21 protein-coding genes and 1 pseudogene are annotated in these 23,428 nt (G+C 72.9%); 11 read left to right on the forward strand and 11 right to left on the reverse strand.

What is annotated here, in order from left to right; genetic code table 11:
- Positions 1 to 159: 159 nt before the first annotated feature.
- The gene (locus tag ABZ370_RS19165) at positions 160 to 1,422 is read right to left on the reverse strand and encodes a hypothetical protein (protein WP_358622030.1); all 1,263 of its coding nucleotides are present in this window, start codon (positions 1,420 to 1,422) and stop codon (positions 160 to 162) included.
- A 142-nt stretch (positions 1,423 to 1,564) separates the two neighbouring features.
- On the opposite strand from ABZ370_RS19165, the gene ABZ370_RS19170 reads away from it, so the two are divergent.
- Positions 1,565 to 1,855, forward strand: a complete 291-nt coding sequence (locus ABZ370_RS19170) for a hypothetical protein (RefSeq protein ID WP_358622032.1) — start codon at positions 1,565 to 1,567, stop codon at positions 1,853 to 1,855.
- 208 nt (positions 1,856 to 2,063) lie between these two features.
- Entirely contained in the window at positions 2,064 to 4,397 is a 2,334-nt protein-coding gene (locus tag ABZ370_RS19175) for a glycoside hydrolase family 95-like protein (protein ID WP_358622034.1), read from the forward strand.
- Between the two features lie 6 nt (positions 4,398 to 4,403).
- On the opposite strand, the gene ABZ370_RS19180 is transcribed toward ABZ370_RS19175, so the two are convergent.
- Complete coding sequence (locus tag ABZ370_RS19180) at positions 4,404 to 6,035, reverse strand: PucR family transcriptional regulator (RefSeq protein WP_358622036.1); 1,632 nt, start codon at positions 6,033 to 6,035, stop codon at positions 4,404 to 4,406.
- A gap of 153 nt (positions 6,036 to 6,188) precedes the next feature.
- On the opposite strand from ABZ370_RS19180, the gene ABZ370_RS19185 reads away from it, so the two are divergent.
- The gene (locus ABZ370_RS19185; protein ID WP_358622039.1) at positions 6,189 to 6,980 is read left to right on the forward strand and encodes a class II aldolase/adducin family protein; all 792 of its coding nucleotides are present in this window, start codon (positions 6,189 to 6,191) and stop codon (positions 6,978 to 6,980) included.
- Positions 6,981 to 7,048: 68 nt separating this feature from the next.
- On the opposite strand, the gene ABZ370_RS19190 is transcribed toward ABZ370_RS19185, so the two are convergent.
- On the reverse strand, positions 7,049 to 7,450 hold the full coding sequence (locus tag ABZ370_RS19190; protein WP_358622042.1) for a DUF5997 family protein: 402 nt from the start codon (positions 7,448 to 7,450) through the stop codon (positions 7,049 to 7,051).
- 73 nt (positions 7,451 to 7,523) lie between these two features.
- On the opposite strand from ABZ370_RS19190, the gene ABZ370_RS19195 reads away from it, so the two are divergent.
- Positions 7,524 to 8,321 carry a LysR family substrate-binding domain-containing protein gene (locus ABZ370_RS19195; protein WP_358622044.1) on the forward strand — a complete coding sequence of 266 codons (798 nt, stop codon included), beginning with the start codon at positions 7,524 to 7,526 and terminating at the stop codon, positions 8,319 to 8,321.
- On the opposite strand, the gene ABZ370_RS19200 is transcribed toward ABZ370_RS19195, so the two are convergent.
- A complete protein-coding gene (locus tag ABZ370_RS19200) occupies positions 8,318 to 8,896 on the reverse strand; it encodes a TetR/AcrR family transcriptional regulator (RefSeq protein ID WP_358622047.1) in 579 nt (192 codons plus the stop codon). The two genes, ABZ370_RS19195 and ABZ370_RS19200, sit on opposite strands and share 4 nt — an antisense overlap.
- Positions 8,897 to 9,161: 265 nt before the next feature.
- Here ABZ370_RS19200 and ABZ370_RS19205 point away from each other — a divergent pair, with 265 nt between their 5' ends.
- From ABZ370_RS19205 to ABZ370_RS19225, 5 genes are all read left to right on the forward strand, one after another.
- Positions 9,162 to 9,761 (forward strand): 2Fe-2S iron-sulfur cluster-binding protein, encoded by a 600-nt coding sequence (locus ABZ370_RS19205; RefSeq protein WP_358622049.1) that lies wholly within the window; start codon positions 9,162 to 9,164, stop codon positions 9,759 to 9,761.
- Positions 9,758 to 10,750: a xanthine dehydrogenase family protein subunit M gene (locus ABZ370_RS19210; RefSeq protein WP_358622050.1), complete on the forward strand. Its 993-nt coding sequence runs from the start codon at positions 9,758 to 9,760 to the stop codon at positions 10,748 to 10,750. Before ABZ370_RS19205 ends, ABZ370_RS19210 begins: the two co-directional genes overlap by 4 nt.
- Positions 10,747 to 12,885, forward strand: coding sequence for a xanthine dehydrogenase family protein molybdopterin-binding subunit (locus ABZ370_RS19215; protein ID WP_358622052.1), 2,139 nt, complete (start codon positions 10,747 to 10,749; stop codon positions 12,883 to 12,885). The genes ABZ370_RS19210 and ABZ370_RS19215 overlap by 4 nt, the downstream gene beginning before the upstream one ends.
- Positions 12,878 to 14,059 carry an XdhC/CoxI family protein gene (locus ABZ370_RS19220; RefSeq protein WP_358622054.1) on the forward strand — a complete coding sequence of 394 codons (1,182 nt, stop codon included), beginning with the start codon at positions 12,878 to 12,880 and terminating at the stop codon, positions 14,057 to 14,059. Before ABZ370_RS19215 ends, ABZ370_RS19220 begins: the two co-directional genes overlap by 8 nt.
- Positions 14,060 to 14,425: 366 nt before the next feature.
- Positions 14,426 to 14,758: a hypothetical protein gene (locus ABZ370_RS19225; protein WP_358622055.1), complete on the forward strand. Its 333-nt coding sequence runs from the start codon at positions 14,426 to 14,428 to the stop codon at positions 14,756 to 14,758.
- 67 nt (positions 14,759 to 14,825) lie between these two features.
- Here the strand turns inward: ABZ370_RS19225 and ABZ370_RS19230 are convergent, their stop codons facing one another.
- Both ABZ370_RS19230 and ABZ370_RS19235 read right to left on the reverse strand, forming a co-directional pair.
- Positions 14,826 to 15,791 (reverse strand): serine hydrolase, encoded by a 966-nt coding sequence (locus ABZ370_RS19230; RefSeq protein WP_358622057.1) that lies wholly within the window; start codon positions 15,789 to 15,791, stop codon positions 14,826 to 14,828.
- Between the two features lie 76 nt (positions 15,792 to 15,867).
- Entirely contained in the window at positions 15,868 to 16,569 is a 702-nt protein-coding gene (locus ABZ370_RS19235; protein WP_358622058.1) for an HAD family phosphatase, read from the reverse strand.
- A 241-nt stretch (positions 16,570 to 16,810) separates the two neighbouring features.
- Between ABZ370_RS19235 and ABZ370_RS19240 the strand changes: the two are divergent.
- Positions 16,811 to 17,125 (forward strand): annotated as a pseudogene (locus tag ABZ370_RS19240) (FUSC family protein); the annotation flags it as partial.
- 136 nt (positions 17,126 to 17,261) lie between these two features.
- Positions 17,262 to 18,305, forward strand: coding sequence for a lactonase family protein (locus tag ABZ370_RS19245; RefSeq protein ID WP_358622059.1), 1,044 nt, complete (start codon positions 17,262 to 17,264; stop codon positions 18,303 to 18,305).
- A gap of 121 nt (positions 18,306 to 18,426) precedes the next feature.
- Here ABZ370_RS19245 and ABZ370_RS19250 read toward each other — a convergent pair whose 3' ends face one another.
- The 5 genes from ABZ370_RS19250 to ABZ370_RS19270 form a co-directional block, all read right to left on the reverse strand.
- Positions 18,427 to 19,428 (reverse strand): hypothetical protein, encoded by a 1,002-nt coding sequence (locus ABZ370_RS19250; RefSeq protein WP_358622062.1) that lies wholly within the window; start codon positions 19,426 to 19,428, stop codon positions 18,427 to 18,429.
- Positions 19,429 to 19,616: 188 nt separating this feature from the next.
- Complete coding sequence (locus ABZ370_RS19255; protein WP_358622285.1) at positions 19,617 to 20,666, reverse strand: BadF/BadG/BcrA/BcrD ATPase family protein; 1,050 nt, start codon at positions 20,664 to 20,666, stop codon at positions 19,617 to 19,619.
- Between the two features lie 22 nt (positions 20,667 to 20,688).
- Complete coding sequence (locus ABZ370_RS19260; protein WP_358622065.1) at positions 20,689 to 21,552, reverse strand: phospholipid scramblase-related protein; 864 nt, start codon at positions 21,550 to 21,552, stop codon at positions 20,689 to 20,691.
- A 39-nt stretch (positions 21,553 to 21,591) separates the two neighbouring features.
- On the reverse strand, positions 21,592 to 22,269 hold the full coding sequence (locus ABZ370_RS19265) for a uracil-DNA glycosylase (RefSeq protein ID WP_358622068.1): 678 nt from the start codon (positions 22,267 to 22,269) through the stop codon (positions 21,592 to 21,594).
- A 58-nt stretch (positions 22,270 to 22,327) separates the two neighbouring features.
- A complete protein-coding gene (locus tag ABZ370_RS19270; RefSeq protein ID WP_358622070.1) occupies positions 22,328 to 23,419 on the reverse strand; it encodes an exo-alpha-sialidase in 1,092 nt (363 codons plus the stop codon).
- Positions 23,420 to 23,428 lie beyond the last annotated feature (9 nt).

Consider the following 23,428-nt stretch of genomic DNA (forward strand, 5'->3'; position numbering starts at 1 on the left):
GTGGTACGTGTTGCCCGTGGACCACGGCACCGGCCCACGGCCAGCCATCCTGCACGACCACCCGGAACGCCCGCCACGTGCACAAGGTCGCCATCGGGGGCAGCGGGCGCTGCCCCCGCGTTCACCCGTTCCGTGCGTGTCCGCGATGCGGGCGCAGGCTCATGTCCGGGTCTCGGCCGTGCGCACCGGACGGTGGTCCTGGGCACGCTGCAGGGCACGGAAGTCGTCGAAGAAGCCGTAGCTCGGCGCGGGCTTGCCGTCCTCGGGCCGGACGACCAGGTTGGAGTACAGGCTGTTCAGCAGCCACGGCTGCTTGTCGGGCCCGAAGTCCTTCACCATCGCCGGCGCCTGCGCCACACCGTAGGTGGCCACGGCGAGCTGTCCCGTGTCACGGAACTTCTGGATCTGGTTGCGCAGGTAATGCTTGTGGGTCTCGAACCACGGGCTCATGGACAGGAAGTCGTGCCACTTGTGCTGCGGGAAGGGGTGCTCGGTCGCCTGCTTGATCACCTGCCACACCTTGGTGCCCGCGGGCAGCTTGTAGCGTCGGGCGAACTCGGCGGGGATGGCGTCGCGCAGGTGCTGCTCCCACAGCAGAACCAGGGAGAACTCGGTGACCAGGAACTTCTGATCGCGGCGGAGCTTGGGAAGGATGTAGTCCAGGTACTTTTGCGAGTCCTCGATGGCGGCCACGTGCGGGTGGATGTCCACGCCCTCGATCTCCGAGGTCTCCCGGGTGAACGTCATCCAGCGCTCGGTCGCCTGCGTACGCCAGTCGGGCCTGTCGAGGTGGTTGAGGGAGCCCATGTACAGGCGTGTCCGGCAGCGCTCTCCGAAGCGCTTCTTGCGGTAGGCGATGACGTGCCGCGCGACCTTCTCGTAGAAGGCGTTCAGCGTCCCGTCGTGGTCCTTCTTCAGGCTCTCGATGAAGGGCTCATTGGCCATGGCGAGGATGTCGACCTTGCCCATCGCGGCGTCCAGCACCTTGTCCACCCGCGCCAGTTCGGCGTCCATGGCCGAGCTGTCGGCCGCGGGCATCGGGCGGTGGTTGTACGGGAACTTCAGCGACAGAACCGTGCCGTACCCCCTGTCGTGCGCGCTCAGGAGCGCCTTGACGGCGGCCTGTTGTTCGGCGGGGGTCTCGTCGATCTCCGGCATCGGCACGAATCCGCGGAGCCAGCCCGCGGAGAGGCCCTCCAGCATGGAGAAGTCCATGGTGGAGGGGTCCTCGTTGAAGTTGGCCCCCAGCACGCCGCCCGGGACGACGGCGTCCTTCCCCGACGTACTCCCGCCACCGTCCGCCTTGCCACCGGTGTCCGCCTTCCCCTCGGTGTCCGAGCAGCCCGCGGTGAGCAGGGCCGCTCCGGAGGCACCCAGGAGCCATCGACGGGACACCGGCTTGGGCTCGTTCTGTATGCGCATCCTCCAATTCCTACGGAGGGAGAAGCGGTTTCGGCAAAGTGCGCGGGCGTTGCCGGCGGAGCCTCTTCCGTCGGTGAGACGCCGCTACGATCGGGTACGTCACATGAGCCCGCTCGGGGGGCCTTTGAAGGGGGAACAGCTCATGCGTGAGACGACCGCGGCCGACCGAAGCGACACACCCGCCGTCGCGCTGGGGCCCACCGCGCTTGTTCTGGGCGTCTTTTCCGCCGTGGGCGTATGGACGCCCACGCTCATGTTCTTCACGTTTCCGTGGACGATCATCACCGGGGGCCTCGCCATCGCCCTCGGGGCCATGGGCATCCACCACGCCCGCCGAGGTGCGGGCCGCCTGTGGACCGCCGTCGCCGGAACCACCCTCGGAGGTATCGGCTTCGCGGGAGTCGTCTGGCTCCTCTTCTCGTTCAGCGCGTGAAGCGCTGAACGCCGCCGCCTGACGCCGAGACGGACGCCGCCGCCGAACGTCGAGACATCGGTTGACTGATACCCCGGCCGTCGCCTTCGCCCCGTACACCTGCGGATATGGAACCCGCTGATTTCCGATACGTCGGAGGTCTTCCCCTCGGTCCCCCACGGCCTGCACCATGCCGGGTAGTTCACCACCAGGTATGGGAGGCACATACGTGACCCCGACGACAGGGAACGGGATCTCTCGAAGAGGTGTGATCGGCTCGGCCGCCGCCATCGGCACCGTCGGCACCGCGGGCTGGACGGCCCAGTCCGGCACCGCCTGGGCCGCGCCCCAGCGGTCCGGCGGGGCGGAAGACCTGACCGAACGCGTGGTCAGGGCCGCGGCCCTGAGGTGGCGCCGGATGCCCGGCGACTGGAAGGACGGCCCCTTCCTCGCCAACGGGCTGCTCGGCGCGCAGGTCTACCGGGGCGCGACGCCCAACTCCGTGAAAGTCATGGTCAGCCACGGCCAGGTGCAGGACCAGCGGCCGCAGTGGCGCGCCCCGTACGGCTTCTCACGGCTGCCCATCGGCCACTTCGACCTCACCCTGGCCGGGGAGGTGACCGGCGTCGACTGGACCCTCGACCTCTGGGACGCCGAGCTGCGCGGCACCGTCACCACCACCCGGGGCAGCGTCCGCTTCTCGATGCTGGTGCACAACACCCGTACCGCGCTGCTGATCTCCACCCGCCCCAGCGCGGGCGAGACGGCGGCGGCCTGGTCGTTCAGCTGGCTGCCCGCCGCCTCGCCGCGCACCAAGGACAAGCCCGCCGACTACACGGGCAACCCCGACCCCCGCACCGGCTCCGCGGGCGGCACCGGCTACGTGGAGCAGCCGCTCATCGCGGGCGGCGGCTGGACCACCGCCTGGCGCGAACGGCGCGTCGGCACCGGCCGGCTGCTGGCCGCGCACATCGTCTACCGCTACCCCGGGGACCTGTCGCGCACCACGGAGCTGGCCGTCGCCGAAGTGGCCCGCACCCTGTCCGCCGACCCCGACGACCTGGTGAGCGAACACCGCGCCTGGTGGCACCGCTTCTACCGGCGCAGCCTGCTGTCCGTACCCGACAAGCGCCTCCAGGACTTCTACTGGATTCAGCTCTACAAGGCCGCCTGCGCCACCCGGGCGGGCGGGCCCTCGATGTCCGAGTGGGGGCCGTGGTACCCGGAGACCGGCGGCAGCTGGACCGCCGTCTGGTGGAACCTCAACGTGCAGATCGCCACCTGGCTCATCCAGGGCTCCAACCACCTCGAACTCGACTCCGTCACCTCCACCTTCAAGGACTTCGAGAAGTATCTGCCGCACTCGGTCCCGCCGGAGTACCAGGACGGGCAGACCTACGCCCTCGCCCACCCCTCCGACTGGATGCTGCGCCCCGGCGCCAAGACCGTCGGCATCCCCGGCACCGCCACCAAGACCGACAACAACGGCAACCTCATCTGGGCCATGCACAACGTCTGGCTCAGCTACCGCCACACCATGGACACCCGCATCGTGCGCGACGTCCTCTACCCGATCCTCGTCAAGGCCGTGAACTTCTACGACCACTTCCTGCACGAGGGCGGCGACGGAAAGCTGCACCTTCCGCTCACCCGGTCCCCCGAGTGGGCGGACGCCGAGGACTGCACCTACGACCTCTCCCTGCTCCGCTGGGGCTGCGCCACGCTCCTGGACTGCCTGCGGATTCTCCGTACGGACCATCCGCGCGCCGCGCGCTGGCGCGAGATCGTGGGGCGCCTGGTGGACTACCCGCGCGACGCGACCGGCGTCATGATCGGCGCCGGGAAACCGCTCACCGAATCCCACCGCCACTTCTCCCACATGCTGTGGCTGTATCCGCTGCACGAGCTGGACTGGGACCGGCCGGGCGACCGGGACATCATGCGGACCACCTTCGACCACTGGGTGGCGGACCGGGCCCTGTGGGCCGGTTACAGCTACGCCGCCGCCTCGTCGATGACGTCGCGGATGGACCGCCCCGAGGAGGCCCTCGACTTCCTCACCTACTTCACCGACGGCAACGAGATCAACAACGCCTGGATGACCCCCAACACCATGTACGTCGAGGGCGGGAACCTCGGCATCGAGAGCCCCCTGACGGCGACCCAGTCGGTGCTCGACATGGCCGTGCAGAGCCACGGCGGCGTGGTGCGGGTCTTCCCCTCCGTATCGCGGCGCTGGCCCGACTTCTCGGTCCAGTCCCTGCGCGCCCAGGGCGCGTTCCTCGTCGACGCGGACCGGTCGGGCGGACGCACCCGGTGGGTGCGCGTGCACAGCGAGGCGGGCGCGCCCCTGGTGCTGGACCACGGCATCCGCGGCGCCGTCGACGTACGGGACGGGCGCGGCAGGCGGCTGCGGTACCGGGAGACGGGGCCGGGACGCATCGAGATCCCGCTCCGCCGGGACGAGACGGCCGTCGTCGCCCCGCGCGGCACCCACCCGGACCCGGGCCCGCGCGACGTACCGGCCGTCGGTGACGCCAAGCCCTGGGGGCTGCCGGACTGAGCCCCGTCAGTCCTCCTCGTCGGAGAGCCACTCCAGGGCGAACCAGAGGTCCATGCGGACGGCCGGGTCCTGGAGGTCGGCGCCGAGGAGCTCGGCGACCCGCGTCATCCGGTGGCGCACGGTGTTGCGGTGGACCCGCAGCTCGGTGGCCGTACGGTCCCAACTGCCGTGGAACGTCAGCCAGGTCCGCAGGGTGCCGAGCAGTACGGAGGCGCCCGGCGGGCCCGCCCGGTCGAGCGCGGCGAAGCGGGCCCGGGCGAACTCCCGGGCGTCGGCGGGCGAGACGAGGGTGTGGACGGCCGCTGCCGTGGCCTCGTGCACGATGGCCGGTACATCGGCGGCGATCGCGCGCTGGAGTGCCCGTTCGGCCCTGGCGTCGGCGCGGGGCAGGTCGGCCGCGGGGGAGGGGGTGCTGAAGCCGAGGGTCCACCCGAGGACGGCGGCCTGCACGGGGACGCGCGGACGGGTGTCCGGCGCGCTGGGCACGAGCGCTCTCAGGGCCGAGCCGTCGATGTGCAGATACGGAGTGCCGAGGGCCGTACCGAGGGTGGCGAGCTGCGCGGGGTCCCCGCCCGGCCGCGCCGCCCGGCGGGAATCCCGCCGCGCGTCCCGCCGGGTGTGCTGCCGCCCGTGGACGACGACCCAGTGGTCGTGCTCCGGGTGCTCGGAGGGGACGAGGGCGGGCGCGACCTCGGCCGGGGTGGCGCCGAGCATGAGCCGCACGAGCGCTCCGACGCTGTGGCTGCCGGTGTTCAGGGCATGCCGCGGGCTGGTGAGCAGGGACAGCAGAACGGCCGCCGTGCTGGTCACCTGGCGGTGGACCGGCGGCGGGACGGTGGTGGCGGCCTGGCCGAGGGCCAGCGGAGCGGTGGTGCCGTCGGCGCCGGGCAGCGTGTGCACGGTCAGATGCACACCGTCGTGGTGGTGGGCCGCGGCCGCGGGCGGCGGCGGGCCACCCGCGGCCCGGCCGGTGGCGGCGCGGGCCGTCGTACGGACGGCGAGGTCGCGCAGCAGACCGGGAGCGGGCTCCGCAGGGCGGCGGCCCGCTCGGAACAGTTCGTTGCCCTGGCCGTCGAAGAGCACCGCCCAGGTGCCCGTGTGGGCGCTGAGCTGGGTGAGCACGGCCTGCAGAGCGTCCGGACGGGCGGCGGCCGAGGCCAGGGCCGACTGCGCCCGGGAGATCTTCTTCAGATCGCGGTTGCGGGACTCGGCCATGGCGGCGTAGGTGGCCCGGCCGACCGCCACGAACGGGGTGTGGGGCGGCAGCCGCAGCAGCGGCAGCCCATGGCGGTCGCACGCGGCGATGAGATCGGCGGGCACCTCCTGGTGCACCGGGGCGACACCGAAGCCGAGGGCGGCGACCCCGGCCGCCACCACCCGCGCCACATAGGTGTCGACGCCGCCCGCGTCGTGCGGCAGCCGGATTCCGGCGGTGAGGAGCAGCTCGCCGCCGACGAGATAGGGCGTGGGGTCCTCGATCTCGGTGGTGCCGACCGTGCCGACGCGCCGGTCCTCGGCGGGCCCGGCCACTTGGCGCAGCCCCAGCGAAGGGTCGGCCAGCAGCACACCGAGAGGGACGGAAGTCTCGTCGGCGGCCGGATCGGCGTCGGCCGCACGGACTGGATCGCGCTGGGTCACAAGGCCGGAATCCTCTCATCCCGCGGCGCCGCGCCGGAGTGGCGGATTCGTCCAATGGGCGGTCTCCCCTGAGACGAATCCCCGGGTTCAGCGCCAGTGTGCACCGCCGATAGCGTCACGTATCACCCCCCCCACGACCGAAGGACTCACTCCGTGACCGCATCGCCCCACCGCACCGATCAGGCCGCCCGGGACACCTCGGCGGAGGAGCCGCGGCTGCGCCGCGAACTCGCCGCGGTCTACCGCCTGGTGGCGCACTTCCGGATGACGGACCTGATCTTCACGCATATCAGCGCCCGCGTCCCCGGACCCGAGCACCACTTCCTGATCAACCCCTACGGTCTGCTCTTCGAGGAGATCACCGCGTCGAACCTCGTCAAGGTCGATCTGTCCGGCCGCCCCGTCGAGAAGACCCCGCACCCCGTCAACCCCGCCGGGTTCGTCATCCACAGCGCCGTCCACGCCGCCCGGCCCGACGCCCACTGCGTCCTGCACACCCACACCAAGGCGGGCTGCGCCGTCGCCGCCCGGGCGGACGGCCTGCTGCCGCTCAACCAGATCTCCATGGAGTTCTACGGCAGGCTCGGCTACCACGACTACGAGGGCGTCGCCCTCAACCTCGCCGAACAACGGCGGCTCGTCGCCGATCTCGGCGGCCATCCGGCGATGATCCTGCGCAACCACGGCCTGCTGACCGTCGGCGAAACCCCCGCCCAGGCCTTCCTGCGCATGTACTACCTGGACAAGGCGTGCGAGATCCAGATCGCGGCGACGGCCGGGGGCGCGAAACCGCTCACGCCTCATCCGGACGTCTGCGAGCTGACCGCACGTCAGCTCGGCGGGGAGGACGACAGCTCCGACTTCCAGGACGACATGGCGTACGACCTGGCCTGGGCGGCGCTGCTACGGCTCGTGGAGCGCGTCGCTCCCGACTACAAGGACTGACCCCCGACCACCACAAGGGCCGGGAAGGGTCAGGACCGCGGCGGGCGGGGCTGGTCGGCGCGCTCCGCCTACTCGGCGCTCTCGGCCTTCTCCGTCTTCTCGGCGTGCTTCTCCTTGATCCGTACCGCTTCCTTCCGCACCTCGGCCTGGGTGGCGCGCTCCTTCTCCAGCCACTCGGGACGCTCCTCCTTCAGGGCGTCGATCTGCTCCGTGGTGAGGGGCTCGGTGACACCGCCGCGCGCAAGGCCCGCGATGGAGGTGCCCAGCTTCGCCGCGACCACCGGCCGGGGGTGCGGGCCGTCGCGGCGCAGGTCGCGCAGCCACTCGGGCGGATCGGTCTGGAGGGCGTTGAGTTCGGCGCGCGAGACGACACCCTCCTGGAACTCGGCGGGGGTGGCCTCTAGGTACACACCCAGCTTCTTCGCCGCGGTCGCGGGCTTCATCGTCTGGGTGGTCTGGTGCGACTTCATGGTGTCAAGGGTATCGAGCGCGCGGGCGGCCCCGGACCACGGCCTTGCCCCGCGCGACCGGTAGCCTGGCGGGGTGACAGGCTCGGAAGAATCCCCTTCGTTCCGGCTCGCGTATGTCCCGGGGGTGACGCCCGCCAAGTGGGTGCGGATCTGGAACGAGCGCCTGCCCGGTGTACCCCTGACCCTCGTCGCGGTGACCGCCGCCGAAGCGCCCGGTGTGCTGCGCGGCGGCGACGCCGACGCGGGGCTCGTACGGCTGCCGGTCGACCGTACGGTGTTCAGCGCGATCCCCCTCTACACCGAGACGACCGTGGTCGTGGTGCCGAAGGACCACATCGTGGCGGCGGTCGACGAGGTGACCGCCGACGATCTGGCCGAGGACATCGTGCTGCATCCCCTCGACGACGTCCTCGACTGGGAACGGCCGCCGGGGCGGCCCGCGATCGAGCGGCCCGCGACGACGGCGGACGCCATCGAGCTGGTGGCGGCCGGAGTGGGACTGCTGGTCGTGCCGCAGTCCCTCGCCCGCCTGCACCACCGCAGGGACCTCACGTACCGGCCGGTCACGGACGCGCCCGAGTCGGGCGTCGTGCTGTCCTGGCCGGAGGACGCGACCACCGACCAGGTGGAGGACTTCATCGGGATCGTCCGCGGGCGGACGGTCAACAGCACCCGGGGCCGCGCCCAGCCCCCGGCACAGCCGAAGACCAAGCCCGCGGCGGGCAGAGCGGCCTCCGGAAAGACATCCGGAAAGGCCTCCGGCAAGACGGGGTCCGGCAAGACAGGGTCCGGCAAAGCGACCGCGAAGAGCCCCCGGGGCCGTGCCGGAGCCCCCAAGGGCGCCTCCAAGCGCGGCAAGCCCCGCCGCTAGCGCCCGGGCGCGCCGGCGCGCAGGCCGTCCATGACGAGGTCCAGGAGCCGTCCGGCGCACCGCTGCCAGTCCCCGTGCGGATCGATCTGCCAGAGTCCGGCGATGGCGAGCATGAAGTCGTCGGGGGTGACTCCCGGGCGGATAGTGCCGACCTCCTCGTTCGCCGTCAGCAGGAGCGCGACGGCCGAGGTCAGCGGGCCGCGTGCCAGCCGGACCAGACCGCCGTGGGCGCTGGTGGCCTTGTGCAGCGCTTCGGCCAGCCCCGCCTTGGTCATGGCGTACCGGGCGAGGCGGTCCATCCACTCCCGCAGCGCCTGGTCCGGTGCGCGGGTCCGCAGCAGCTGGGCCGCGGCGTCGGCGACCTGCTGCACCTCGTAGCGGTAGACCTCCAGGACCAGGGCCTCGCGGTTGGGGAAATTGCGGTAGAACGTCCCCTGTCCGACGCCCGCCTTCTTGGCGATCGTGCTCAGCGGGGCGTCCGCCGAGCACGTCAGCTCCGCCAGGGCCACTTCGAGGATGCGCTCGCGATTCCGTTGCGCGTCCGAGCGCAGTGGGGTGTCCTTCTTCTCGGGCACTCGTCGCTCCTTCCCGGAATCCCGGAATACCGGCCGGGCCGCCCTTGCTAACCGGACAGCTGTCCGATAAGTTCATAACTGCCGGACAGCTGTCCACTTAGGTCTACCTTAGCGGCAGAACCGGCCCGTGCGAACGGCTGGTGCCGGTCGCCACCAGCCCGCTCACCTTCCCAGACGTTCCCCCGGGGCACTCCCGGGACCCTCCCGCACCGTTGCCCGGATCATCTCGCTCGACGCGCACCAGCTACGCGAAAGAAGGCTGATCATGGCCCCAGCCCCTTCCCCGACGTACAGCGCCATCACGCTGAATATCAACGGCGAGAAGCACACGCTGCCCGTCGACCACCGCACCACCCTGCTCGACGCCCTGCGCGAACGTCTCGATCTGACCGGCACCAAGAAGGGGTGCGACCAGGGTCAGTGCGGTGCCTGCACGGTGCTGCTCGACGGGCGCCGCGCCGTCTCCTGCCTCCAGCTCGCGGTGGCCGCCGAGGGGCGCGAGATCACCACCATCGAAGGCGTGGCCGACGGCGAGGACCTGCACCCGGTGCAGCAGGCCTTCCTCGACCTCGACGGCTACCAGTGCGGCTACTGCACCCCCGGGCAGATCTGCTCGGCCATCGCCGTGATCGAGGAACACGCGGCGGGCTGGCCGAGCGCCGCCACCCAGGACGTCCGGCCGGAGGCGGGAGCGACGCCCCTCACGGCCGAGGAGATCCGGGAGCGCATGAGCGGCAACCTGTGCCGCTGCGGCGCGTATGTGTCGATCGTCGAGGCGGTCGCACGGGCGGCCCAGGCCGCGCGGCCGCCGTCCGGCGGCTCGGGTGACGGAATCGGCGCGACCGAAGCGGAGGCAGCGGTATGAAGGAATTCGGATACGAGCGCGTGCACGACGTCTCCGGGGCGGTGGCCCTGCTCGGCGCCGACCCCGACGCGCGCTACCTCGGCGGCGGCACCAACCTCGTCGACCTGATGAAGACCGGGGTGGAGCGGCCCGCGCGCCTCGTCGACGTGCGCGAGCTCCCCCTCGACCGGATCGAGGACACGGCGGACGGCGGCTTGCGCATCGGCGCGACCGTCACCAACAGCGACCTCGCCGCCCACCCCGATGTGCGCTCCCGCTACCCGGGGCTGGCCCAGGCCGTGCTGGCCGGAGCCTCCGGCCAGCTGCGCAACATGGCCACCGTCGGCGGGAACCTGCTGCAGCGCGTCCGCTGCGGCTACTTCACCGACATCGCCAAGCCGTGCAACAAGCGGGTTCCCGGCAGCGGCTGTCCCGCCATCGAGGGCGAGCACCACAACCACGCCATCCTCGGCGCGTCCGAGCACTGTGTGGCCATCCACCCCTCGGACATGGGGGTGGCGCTGACCGCCTTCGACGCCGTCGTCCACTACGAAACGGCCGATGGGCCGGGCGAGTTGCCGTTTCCGTCGTTCTATCTGCCGGTGGGGGACACCCCGCACCTGGAGACGGCCCTGCCGCCCGGCGCGCTGATCACCGGCATCACCCTGCCGCCCGCTCCGGTCGCCACCGTTTCCCGCTACCGGAAGGTGCGCGAGCGCGCCTCGTACGCGTTCGCGATCGGCTCGATCGCCGCCGCCCTCGACGTACGGGACGGTGTCGTCCACGAAGTGCGCCTGGCCTTCGGGGCGGTGGCGTCCCGGCCGTGGCGGGCCCACGAGGCCGAGCGGGCGCTGACCGGCGGCCCGGTGAGCGCCGAGGCGTTCGCCGCCGCCGCGGACGCCGAACTGGCGGCCGCTCAGACGCTGCCGCACAACGGATACAAGGTGACGCTGATGCGCAACCTCGTCGTGGCCATGCTGACCGAACTCTCCGAGGAGGCCGTGCGATGACCACGACGACCGGAACCGCCGCCGTCACTCCGTCCGTCGGAGCCGCGCACACCCGCGTGGAGGGCCGGGAGAAGGTCACCGGCGCGGCCCGCTACGCCGGTGAGATCCCCTTCGCCGGTCTCGCCCACGGCTGGCTGGTGGTGTCCACCATCGCCCGCGGCCGCATCCGCTTGGTGGAGTCCGCCGCCGTCGAGGCGATGCCCGGCGTCCTCACCGTCATCCACCACGGCAACGCCCCGCAGGTCGACGGCGAGTACGTGGGCCTGCTGGGGAAGCCCGACCCGACCATCACCCTCTTCCAGAACGACCGGGTGCCCTTCGTGGGCTGGCCGGTCGCGCTGGTCGTCGCGGAGACCCCTGAGCAGGCCAGGGAGGCCGCCGAGGCGCTGGAGGTCCGGTACGACGAGGAGCCGCACGACGTCGTGTTCTCCGCCGGGCGCCCCGGTACGTACATCCCGCAGGATCAGGGGGCGGAGACCGAGAAGGGGGACATCGAGGCCGGACTCGCCGCGGCGGCCGTCGTCGTGGACGCGGAGTACACCACTCCGGAAGAGCACCACGCCATGATGGAGCCGCACGCGGCCACCGCCCGCTGGGACAGCGGACGGCTGGAGCTCGTCGACTCCAACCAGGGCAGCATGTGGGTGGCCGACGAGCTGGCGAAGATGTTCTCCCTCGACCCGGCCTCGGTGCGGGTGCGGTCCGAGCACGTCGGCGGCGGCTTCGGCTCCAAGGGCCTCCGCCCGCACCAGGTGGCCGCCGTGATGGCCACGACCATCCTCCACCGCCCGGTCCGGGTCGTCCTGACCCGCCGCCAGATGTTCGCGATCACCGGCTACCGCAGCCCCACGGCGCAGCGCGTCAGGCTCGGCGCCGACGCGGACGGGCGGCTGTGCGCGTTCGACCACCAGAACCAGAGCCTCACCTCGACCGTGCACGAATTCATCGAGCGCAGCGCCGACTACGGCCGTGCGATGTACGACGCCGACGCCCACCACACCGTCAACCGCCTGGTGAAGCTCGACGTGCCGACGCCGACCTTCGTGCGCGCGCCGGGCGAGGCACCGGGGTCGTTCGCGCTGGAGTCCGCGCTCGACGAACTCGCCGAGAAGTGCGGCCTCGACCCGATCGTGCTGCGGGCGCGCAACGAGCCCGAGGCGGGCCCCGTCTCCGGGCTGCCGTACAGCACCCGCAGGCTGATCGACTGCTTCGAGGAGGGCGCCCGCAGGTTCGGCTGGGCGGACCGCGACCCGATTCCCGGGCTGCGCCGCGAGGGCCGCTGGCTGCTGGGCACCGGCACGGCGTCGGCCACGTTCCCCTCGAACGCCATGCCGTCCACGGCCGCGGTGACGGCCGAGGCGGACGGCACGTTCACGGTACGGATCACCGCGGCCGACATCGGCACCGGCGCCCGGACCGCGCTGACCCAGATCGCCGCGGACGCGCTGGAGGTGGAGCCGGGCCGCATCCACATGCGCATCGCGGACAGCGACTTCGGCCAGGCGATGATCGCCGGCGGCTCCATGGGCACCCGCTCCTGGGCCTGGGCCGTCACCAGCGCGGCCAAGGAGCTGCGCGAGCAGCTGGCCCTCGGCGGCGGCATCCCGGAGGAGGGGATCACCGCACGGTCGAACACCGCCGAGGCCATCGGCGCGCTCGCCCAGAAGGAACGCCACTCCTACGGAGCGCAGTTCGCCGAGGTCGCCGTGGACACCGCCACGGGCGAGGTCCGGGTACGGCGCATGCTGGGCATCTTCGCGGCCGGCCGGATCGTCAACCCGCTGACCGCGCGCAGCCAGTTCATCGGCGGTATGACCTGGGGCCTGTCCATGGCGCTGCACGAGGAGGCGGTCAGGGACCAGACCTTCGGCAGCCACGTCGGCCCCGACCTCGCGGGCTATCACGTCGCCGCCCACGCCGACGTACCGCCCATCGAGGTGGGCTGGGTGGACGACCCGGACCCCGACGACCCCGTCGGCATCAAGGGCATCGGCGAGGTCGGGATCGTCGGAGCGGCGGCGGCCATCGCCAACGCCGTCTGGCACGCGACCGGTGTGCGTCACCGGCACCTGCCGATCCGTCCCGACCGCGTCCTGCTGGCGGGCACCGCGCCGGGTGGGGACGGGGATGCTTGACATCGCCACCGAGCTGAACCGGTGGGTCGAGGAGGGCCGGGACTTCGCCGTCGCCACCGTCGTGGCCGTCGGTGGCAGTGCGCCACGGGGTCCCGGCGCCGCCCTCGCCGTCGACAGTGAGGGCACGGTCATCGGCTCGGTCTCCGGCGGCTGTGTGGAGGGGGCGGTGTACGACCGTTGCCTTGAGGCGCTGGAGGACGGCGCGACGGTCCTGGAGCGGTTCGGCTACAGCGACGAGGACGCGTTCGCGGTGGGGCTGACCTGCGGCGGCGTTCTCGAAGTGATGGTCACGCCGGTACGGGCGGACGCGCCGGGCCGCACGGTGTTCGCGGCGGCGCTGTCGGCCGCCGCCCGGGGGGAGACGGCCGCGGTCGCCCGGGTGTCCCGGGGCCCGGCCGGTCTGCTCGGCAGGGCGCTGTTCGTCCGCCCCGACGGCTCGTACGACGGCGGCCTCGGCGGCGTTGCGGAGCTGGACCGCCGGGCGGCGGAGGAGGCGGGCGCCCTGCTGGCCGCGGGCCGCACCGGCGCGTTCACCCTGCCGGAGCCGCGGGGAGGCACGGCGGAGCCGCGGTCGCAGGGAGGCACGTCGCAGGGAAGCACGGCGGAGGGGATCACGGTCTTCGTCGAGTCGAGCGTGCCACCGCCCCGGATGATCGTCTTCGGCGCCGTGGACTTCGCCTCGGCACTGGCCCGCACGGGCAAGTTCCTCGGCTACCACGTGACCGTGTGCGACGCCCGCCCCGTCTTCGCCACCCGGGGGCGCTTCCCCGAAGCGGACGAGATCGTGGTCGACTGGCCGCACCGCTATCTGCGGGGCACGGCCACCGACGGCCGCACCGTGCTGTGCGTGCTCACCCATGACGCCAAGTTCGACGTACCGCTGCTGGAGGAGGCGCTGCGGCTGCCGGTCGCGTTCGTCGGCGCGATGGGCTCGCGCCGCACCCACGAGGACCGCACCCGCAAGCTCCGCGAGGCCGGTCTCACCGACCGTGAACTGGCCCGGCTGCGCTCGCCGATCGGCCTCGACCTCGGCGCCCGTACGCCCGAGGAGACCGCCCTGTCCATCGCGGCGGAAATCGTCGCCGCGCGGCGGGGCGGCACGGGCGCGCCGCTGACCGGCTCGGGGACACCCATCCACCGCGACAGACAACTGACCAAGATCATCTCTGGTTGACAGCGATCCGGCGCGACGGAAAGGCTCGTTGCGTCGTACATCGGACTGAAGACCAAGGAGTGATCCAGACCGACACCCCGGAGGTGACCGGCGTCCTCGGCACCCACGGCGTCTCGCTGCCGAACCGCACCGGGCTCTTCGGCGGTCTGCCCGGCTCGCGCCCGCTTCGAGCGGGTCACCTCCGCCGCGCCGCTGGACCGGCTCGCGGGCGGGCGGGCCATCACCCGGCTCGCCGACCTCGACGGCAGCCACGAGACGCTGCCCGGCGTCTCCCGGCGGCCCGCATCGCCCACGGCGACGTCTTCGAGTGCACCGTCCAGAACGGCGGCGGCGGCTACGGCGCCCCGCTGCTGCGCGAGGGCCCGCATGACCGCCCCGGCCGCCGTGGCCGCCCCGGCGCCTGCCGTCACGGGGGAGCCCACAGGGATCTGGGGCAGCGCCCTCAGCACGTTCCCCGGCCCGGACGGGCCGTCCGCCGCCTGCCGCCACTGCGGCGCCGGGCTCGGCTCCCTGGCGGACGGCTGGGAAGGCCTCGCGGGCCGGGTGACGCTCGGCCCGGACGACCTGGGCCGGGACGTACGCGTCCACGACGCGCTCACCGCCGTCGCCTACGTCTGCCCGCACTGTGTGACGTCCCTGTGGGTCGACACGGAGCCGGTCGCGGGCAAGCCCTGGCGGGACTTCGCCCCGCGCGCCTGAGCCGTTCGCGCTACGCGGGTGCCCCGGCCGGAATCGCTTCCGGCCGGGGCACCCGTCGTGCGGGACGTCAGTCCTGCGGGGCGCCCGCGGGAAGCTGTCGCCAGGTCACCTTGGTTGTGGTGCGGAAGGCCCAGTCGAGCATCTTCTTCGCGTCCGGGTACCGCTTGCTGTCGCCGAGGAGCACCCCGACGACCGTCCGGCCGTTCCGCTTGACGGCGAACACGATGCACTTGCCCGCGGCCGTGCCCGTGCCGGTCTTCACGCCGATGGCGCCGCTGTACGAGCCCAGCAGCTTGTTGCTGTTGCTCCAGTAGTAGGTCCGGGTCCGGCCGTTGGCCGCCGGGGCCTTCTGCTCGGTCTCGACCGACTTGACCACCGTGCGCAGGGTGGCGTTGCCGAGCGCGTGCCGCGCCAGCTTCGCCAGGTCGCGGGCGGTCGTGTAGTTGGCGCCATGCGTGGAGATGCCGTCGAAGGAGTCGTACCGGGTCTTGGTCATCCCCAGTGCGGCCGCCTTCTTGTTCATCTTGGAGATGAACGACGCGGTGCGCTTCGCGGTGGTGGTCCCGCTGCCGAAGGTGTCGGCGAGGGCCATCGCGGCGTCACAGCCGGACGGCAGCAGCATGCCGTACAGCAGCTGCTTGACCGTGAGCTTGTCGCCCTTCTGCAGGTCCGCCGCGCTGCCGCCGCTGGTCCTGATGTAGTCCAGGTACGCCTTCTTGACGGTGACCTTTTTGCCGAGGTTCACCCCCCGGGTGTCGAGCACCACGACCGCCGTCGTGAGCTTGGTGATGCTCGCCATCTGGCGCCTGGTGTCCGGGCCCTTGCTCCACAGCTTCTTGTTCGCGCTGTTGTCGAGCAGATAGGCGCCCTTGGCGCTGATACCGGACGGCCCGGCGGCCTGTACGGTCCGCGCTGCAGGCGCGGCCGGTGCCGCTTGCGCGCTCGCCACCGGTACGGCGACCGCCAGCGCCGCCGTGGACGCGATGACCGCCGCCCCCCAGCGCCGGACCGCGTTACCCCCATGTCTTCCCATACGCCCTCGCTCTCCTCGGATGATGGATGGGCGCTGGCATCCTCTCACCGGGCGAGAAATGATGATGTGTCGGGTCTCAACTCCCGGACGTCACCCAGTCGTACGCCACCCGCGCGTCGAACTCCCCCTGCCCGCCGGGGAAGATCAGCCCGGCGTGGCCGTACGCCGCGTCGGCCCCGGCCGCGTGCCCGGCCAACGGAACGGCGACGCACCGCATCCCGGCCCGCCGCGCCGCCTCCACCCCGGGCCCGGCGTCCTCGACCACCACACAGTCCGCCGGATCGGTGCCCAGCAGCCGCGCCGCCGCCAGGAACACATCCGGCTCGGGCTTGCCCCGGCCGACGTCCTCAGCGGACACATACAGCGGCAGCAGCGCGTCCAGCCCGGTCGCGGCCAGCACCGCCTCGATCGCGGACCGGGACGACCCGGACGCGACGGCGATCGGATGCCCGGCGCCGTGCAGCCGCTCGGCGAACGCCCGCATCTCGGGAAAGACGGCGGTGTCGGTGCGCACCAGCTCCAGGTAGTACCCGTTCTTGACGGCCAGCAACTCGTCCACCGGCGCGTCGATCGCGTACCGCGCCCGCAGCGTCTCCAGCGTCTCCCGGGTCCCGATCCCGATGAACCGGCTGTGCTCCTCCCAGCTGAAGCCGGTGACGCCATACCGCGCGAGAGTGCGCCGCCCCGCCTCGTAGTAGTTGGGCTCGCTGTCCACGAGCGTGCCGTCGAGGTCGAAGATCACCGAAGGAAGCCGCGGCGCGGAAGTGCTGGTGCTCATGGCTCCAGCATGCCGGGTAGGCCCCCACCCGCCCCCACCGCCCCGGACAGGGCCTAGCGCCGGAACTCCGCGTCGGCACAGCGTAGGCCCAGCTGCCACGCCCGTCGAAGCGGCGCCCGTCGTCCAGAAACGGGTCGTACGGCCAGCGGCGCACCTTGAGCCGCCCATCGGCGTGGAGGCTGACGCGCATGCCGTCGGGGCCCCGGTAGGCCCCGGGCAGAGCGGTCTCCGACACCTCGGCGTCGCCGAGCTGGAGGCGGCGCTGCGGGGCCTGCGGATGTCGGTCGCCCCGCTGCTGCACCCGCTCAGCCCGCTGGGCCCGGCAGGTCATACGGGCGCTCGACGACTGCGCCCGCCAGGCGCGTGGCCTCGCCGCGCTCGCCGCCGACCCGGCCGCGTCCCACGACGCCCGTCTGACCGCGCCGTCGGCTCGTCCGCCGCCGCCTCCGCGCCCGCCGCCGGGCCGCCGCCGCACCCGGCCACGGACCGGGCCCTGGCCCATCTGCACGACCTGGAGGCCGCGCTGACCGGCCTCGCGGGCCCGCTGCGGGCCTGAGGGCTTTCCCCCAGCCGGGGCGCGCCGACGGCGCGTCACGCACGGAATCGTGCGTTCCAGAGTCCTCGTCCGGACCGGGCTGTTAGCGTCGGCCGCAAGCGGAACCGCTGGAGAGGCAGCCTGGAGAGGCAGCACGGTGAGCACGGAGCAACGGGCGTACAGGGCGTACATCGGGTCGTTCACCGAGGCGGGCGGAGCCGGGATCACCGTCGCGGACGTCGACCGCGACACCGGGGCGCTGACACCGCGGTACACCACGGACGAGGTCGCCAACCCCTCGTATCTCGCGCTCTCACCCGGCGGCGACGTTCTCTACGCCGTGAGCGAGACGGACGACGGCGCGGCAGCCGCCTTCCGGACCGGCGGCCGCCCCGACCGCCCGCTCACCCTCCTCGGCGCCCCCGTCCCCGTACACGGCGCGGCGCCCACACATCTCGCGCTCGCAGCCGGGCATCTGCTCACCGCCAACTACGGCTCCGGCAGCGTCAGCGCCCTGCCGGTCCGCGACGACGGCGGGCTGGGGGAGCCGACGGCGGTGCTGCGGCACGAGGGCAGCGGCCCGAACCGCGAGCGGCAGAGCGAGCCGCACGCCCACCAGGTGCTGCCCGACCCGTCCGGCGGCTGGCTGCTCAGCGTCGACCTCGGCGCCGACGCCGTCCGGGTGTACGAGCCCTCCGGGCCCCGGGCGCACCGGAAGGTCCGGCTGCGGGCGGGGAGCGGGCCGCGCCATCTCGCGTTCCACCCGCGCGGCGACCGCGCGTACGTCGTCAACGAGCTGGACCCGACGGTCACGGTGTGCCGCTGGGACGCGGCGTCCGGCGCCCTCGAACCGCTCGGCGAGACCCGCGTCGTCCCGCCCGGTACGGAGACCGCCACCTTTCCCTCCGAGGCGGTGGTCTCCCCGGACGGCCGGTTCGTCTGGGTCGCCAACCGCGGTCACGACAGCGTCGCGACGCTCGCCCTCGACACCCCCGGCGACCGCATGGAGCTGGTCACCACCACACCCTGCGGCGGCCACTGGCCGCGTGACCTGGTCCTCGACCCCTCGGGCAGCCGTCTCTACGTCGCGAACGAACGCTCGGGCGAGGTGGCCTGGTTCGGCCTCGACCCCACCACCGGGGTGCCGGGCCGCGGCGGTTCGCTCACGGCCCCGGCCGCGTCCTGCGTGCTCTTCGGCTGACCGCATGGGCCCGCTCGGGCCCGCGGGGGACCGCTGGTTGCTCGCAGGGGGCGCTACGCGGCGGGCCGTGCGCGGGGCGGTACGCCCCGCGCGGCGCGGGCCCTGCGGCGGGAGGGACGATTCAGCGCAGTCCCGAGGACGCCGGAAGCGTGATGCCCAGCGCCGCCGCGTACTTCGACAGCACCAGCTTGCCCACGGCCGGGTACGCGCCGAGCGCCTCGGCCGCGGCGCAGCCCGCTTCCTCGGAGGCGGCCCTGATCAGGTCGGCGGAGACCTCCGGGCCGATGAGGTACGGCGCCAGCGCGAGCCGGGCCGAACCGGCGGAGCGCAGCTGCTCGGCGACGCGGACCACGGCCCCGTCCTCGTCCAGCGCGGCGGCCATCACCGGCACGGCGAGGCGCGCGGAGAGCAGCATGCCGGTGATCCCACCGGCGTCGGCCGCCTCGCCGCCGCCCACGGTGGCCAGGATGATGCCGTCCGCGGCGGTCGCCACCGTGAAGAGGCGGGCCCGGTCGGCGCGGGCCAGGCCCGCCTCCGACAGCCGGACGTGCAGACCCTCCGCGAGCAGCGGGTGCGGGCCGAGCACGTCGGTGAGCTCGGCGGCGGAGCCGCTGCTCATGACGGCCTGCCGTATCCGGCGCAGCAGCGCGTTGTCCGGGCCCGCGAGCAGCGGGACCACCACGGCCGACGGGCCGTCGGTCGGGATGGCGGGCGGCGGAGGCATCTCCGGGATCTCCTCGCCCGCGGCCTCGGCCTCGGCGATCGCCTCCGCGGTGGCGGCGGCGGTGGCCTTGGCGGCCTCCCGCGCCCGGCGCAGCCGCTCGGTGCGGTCCTGGACGGCGCGCGCGAGCACGGCCTCCAGCTGCGGGAACTCTTCGTTCCCGCCTTCCACGTCGACATAGCCGACCTGGGCGTCGAGGCCGGGAAGCTCGGAGCGGGCGATGCTCACGATCTCCTCGGCGAGGCCTCGGGTGGCGGCTTCGGGGGTCCCCGGAACGGCCACCACCAGCGGCGGTGCGCCCACGGGTGCGGCCGCGGGCTCCGGGCGGCGGTGCCGTCCGGCTTGGCGGGGACGCGGCATTCGTACTGGCAGGCCGGACGCGGGCCCTGTGGGGGAGCTCATGGCGCCGCATGTTAGTCGCTCTATAGGGTTGGCTGTTCGGGAGGGGTGCGACTGGGCGTTTTCTGTCCCCTTTTGCCGAGCCTTGCTGTTCGATGCTGTGTGGTGGGCGAACGGAGCTGCTCGCATAACCGATAGGGTGTCCGTAATCCGTAACCGCCGCCCCGGCTATCGGTGGTGGCCGTCGTTCCTCACCCGGTGATGACGCTGAGCAGCCCCGCGTCCAGTGGCAGCCGCAGCTCCCCGGCGGCGAGCGCCGCCGCGATGTACAGGGCGCCGTCCAGCGGGTCCCCGGCCGCCTCGGTGACCCGGACTCCCGGCAGCCGTGCGGCCAACTCGGCGCGCAGGGGCGCCAGCAGGGGCGCGCCCATGCGGAAGAGGCCGCCGGTCAGCGCGATCTCAGCGGCGTCACCGGTGGTACCGGCGTCACCGGCCCCGTCGGCGTGCGGCCGGGGACAGACCGCCTCCGCGGCCTGGGCGATGTGGCGGGCGGCATCCCGCAGGATCGCCTCCGCGACCGGATCGGCATCGGCGGCGCACCGGCCGACCTCCGGTGCGAAGGAGGCCAGGACGGCGGGCCGGTCGGGCCGTGGGTACAGCTTCCCCGGTAGCTCACCGGCCGGGCCGAAGACCGCTTCCAGCCGGGCCAGCAGCGGCCGTGAGCCGCCCTCGCGCCCGTCGTACGCGCGCATCGCGGCCTCCAGACCGGCCCGCCCGATCCACGCCCCGCCGCCGCAGTCGCCCAGCAGATGCCCCCAGCCGTCGGCCCGCCGCCACCCGGGCGTACGGTCACCCGCCGCACCCCCGGCCAGGGGCGGCGGCACCGGCACCACGCCGAGCGCGATCAGGCCCGTGCCCGCGGCGACCACCGCGCCGGGCCGCTGGCCGAGCGCCCCGGCATAGCCGGTCACCGCGTCCGCCGCGAGCGCGAGACGGCGTACGCCGAACTCCCGCGCGAGCGCGTCCGGCAGCGTCGCCCGCAGATCGTCGCCGAGCGAGGCCATCCCCGCGGCGCCCACACAGACGGCGGCCGGACGCCGTGCCCCGGCCCGGCGCAGCAGCTCATGGGCGGCGGGCAGCACCCGCTCCAGCAGTCCGGCCGCGTCGATACCCCGGTCGCCGACTTCGGCGGGGGTGGCCGAGGCCCAGGTCAGCGGCGTCCGCGCGGTGCCGTCCAGCGGGGCCCCGGCGCACGCCACGGCCACCCGTACGCCCGATCCGCCCGAGTCGATCCCGAGCACATGTGCCGTATCGCCCACCGGCTCAGCCGAACCCGCGCGCGTCCTGCTTGAGCGCGGTGTCCACGGTCAGGGCGGTGGCCACCACGAGGCTCAGCAGCGGGTCGGGAAGCTGACGGTGGATCTGCAGGACGTAGTTGTCCGCCGTCGTGAACATGGTCTTCGCCAGACCTTCCCAGGTCTTGGTGATCCGGGCGATCTCGGTGTCGGTGTGGTCGACGATGGCGAAGTTCCAGGCGCGCCAGTTCTCCGCCTTGATGGCGCCGATCTGCTGGCCGTTGACCTGTATCCCGAAGTTGATCTTGCCGATGGCGTTCTGCTGGACGATCTCGCCGACCGGCTGGCCGTCCGGGCGCTCCACCAGGACCTTGGACTTGATGAACTTGGCGGGCCGGGTGAGCACCAGATGCGGCTGCCCGGCCGCGTCCCGGATCTCCAGCTTGTGGGTCATGAACTGGTCGAGGCTGGAGACGAACCGCGCGACCTTCTTGAGCGTGCTCTGCCCGATCTGGACCACCGACCCGATGGTGCGGCCGTGCTGGTCGAAGACGCTGTACTCATTCGTCAGCTCGATCAGCTTGGCCTTCTGGTTCACCACCAGCACCGGCTCGCTGAACAGCGTCCCGCCGCCGCCCGCGCCCGGGGCGACGTGCGCCTGCTGCTGCACCTGGTGCTGGACCCTGGCCGGGTTGGGGTGCGGCTGGGCGGGCTGCCGCTGCTGCGCGGCGTACCCCGGCTGGGCGGCCTGCTGCTGCGGCGGGAGCTGGCCCGGCTGCTGCCCGGGATGGGTGTGTTCGGTCCACTGGGCGCCGTCCCACCAGCGCAGTTGGTTGGGGGTGCCCTGCGGGTCGGCGTACCAGCCCGCAGGGGTGTTCGGATGCGTCGTCATGGCGGGCAGACTACCCCTCGCCCACCTGGAAAGAAGCGCTCAGGAAAGGCGCCAGTCGACGGGTTGCGCCCCCTGCTGTACGAGCAGCTCATTGGCCCGGCTGAACGGGCGCGAACCGAAGAAGCCCCGGTCGGCGGACATGGGGGAGGGGTGCGCGGACTCGACCGAGGGGAGCGGTCCCAGCAGCGGCCGTACGTTGCGCGCGTCGCGGCCCCACAGGATGGACACCAGTGGACGCCCGCGCCCGGCGAGAGCCCGGATGGCCTGCTCGGTGACCTCCTCCCAGCCCTTGCCGCGATGTGCCGCGGGGCGGCGCGGCGCGGTGGTGAGCGCCTTGTTGAGCAGCAGCACGCCCTGCCGGGTCCAGGGCGTCAGATCGCCGTTGGACGGGCGCGGCAGACCGAGGTCGGTGTGCAGCTCGCGGTAGATGTTCTCCAGACTGCCGGGCAGCGGGCGCACCTCCGGTGCCACCGAGAAGCTCAGCCCCACCGCGTGACCGGGCGTCGGATACGGGTCCTGGCCCACGATGAGGACCTTCACCTCGTCGAAGGGCTGCTGGAAGGCGCGCAGCACATTCGGTCCGGAGGGCAGATAGGTACGGCCCGCCGCGATCTCGGCCCGCAGGAAGTCGCCCATCGCCGCGATGCGCTCTTCCACCGGCTCAAGTGCCTTGGCCCAGCCCGGTTCCACAATTTCGTTCAACGGTCGTGCAGCCACACCGCGTCACTCTAGTGGCTCAGCCCGTGGCTATGTGCCATCTCACCCGGTCACGGTCTCATCCGATCACCGCCGCTCGCACACAGAGCACATCGGGAAGGTACCGGGCGATCCGCTGCCAGCTCTCGCCCTCGTCCGCACTCGCGTACACCTCCCCGTTGCGATTGCCGAAGTACACCCCGACCGGGTCCGCGTCGTCGGTGCGGAGCGCGTCCCGCAGGACCACCCCATAGTGCGGTTCGCCCGGCAGCCCGGCGGACCGCTCCTCCCAGGACAGGCCCGCGTCCTGGGTGCGGTAGACCCGGCAGCGGTAGTCCGGCGGATAGCGGTCCGAGCCGTCGGACACCGGGAAGAGATAGGCGACTCCGCCGCGCCGCGGATGGGCGGCGACGGCGAACCCGAAGTCGGCGGGCAGCCCCTTGCCGATCTCCGACCAGTGCGCCCCGCGGTCGTCGCTGCGGTAGACCCCGCCGTGGTTCTGCAGATACAGCCGGTCGGGATCGACCGCGTCCGGCGCGATCTTGTGCACACACTGCCCGAACTCCGGATACGGATCGGGCAGGAACTCCGCCCTCAGCCCGCTGTTCGACGGCGCCCAGCTCGCCCCGCCGTCCGCCGACCGGTACACCCCGCCCGACGAGACGGCCACCGTCACCGCGTCGGCGTCCCGCGGGTCGGTGACCACCGTGTGCACCGCCTGGCCGCCGAACCCCGCGCCCCACTCGGGCCGCTGCGGGTGGTCCCACAGGCCCCGCACGAACGCGAACGTCTCCCCGCCGTCCTCGGAGCGGAACAGCGCGCCCGGCTGAGTGCCCGCGTAGACCACCCCCGGCGCGGCGGGCCCGGCCGGGTGCAGCTGCCACACCCGCTCCAGCGAGGCATCGGTCCCCTCCGGGAACCGCACCGCGGGCCGGGCGGGTTCATGCCAGCTCTCCCCGAGGTCGTCGGAGCGGAAGACCGACGGACCCCAGTGGGAGCTGTCCGCCCCGGCCAGCAGCCGCGGCGCGCCGGAGCGGCGGGAGTCGATACCGACGGAGTACACCGCCTGCATGGGGAAGTGCGGCCCGGTGAAATCCCAGTCCGGGCCGGTACGGCGGCGGCCGAGGAAGAGACCCTTGCGGGTGCCGACGGCGAGCAGAACATCGTCCATGACGGACTC

Source organism: Streptomyces sp. NPDC005962, from assembly GCF_040629205.1.
Lineage (GTDB): Bacteria > Actinomycetota > Actinomycetes > Streptomycetales > Streptomycetaceae > Streptomyces.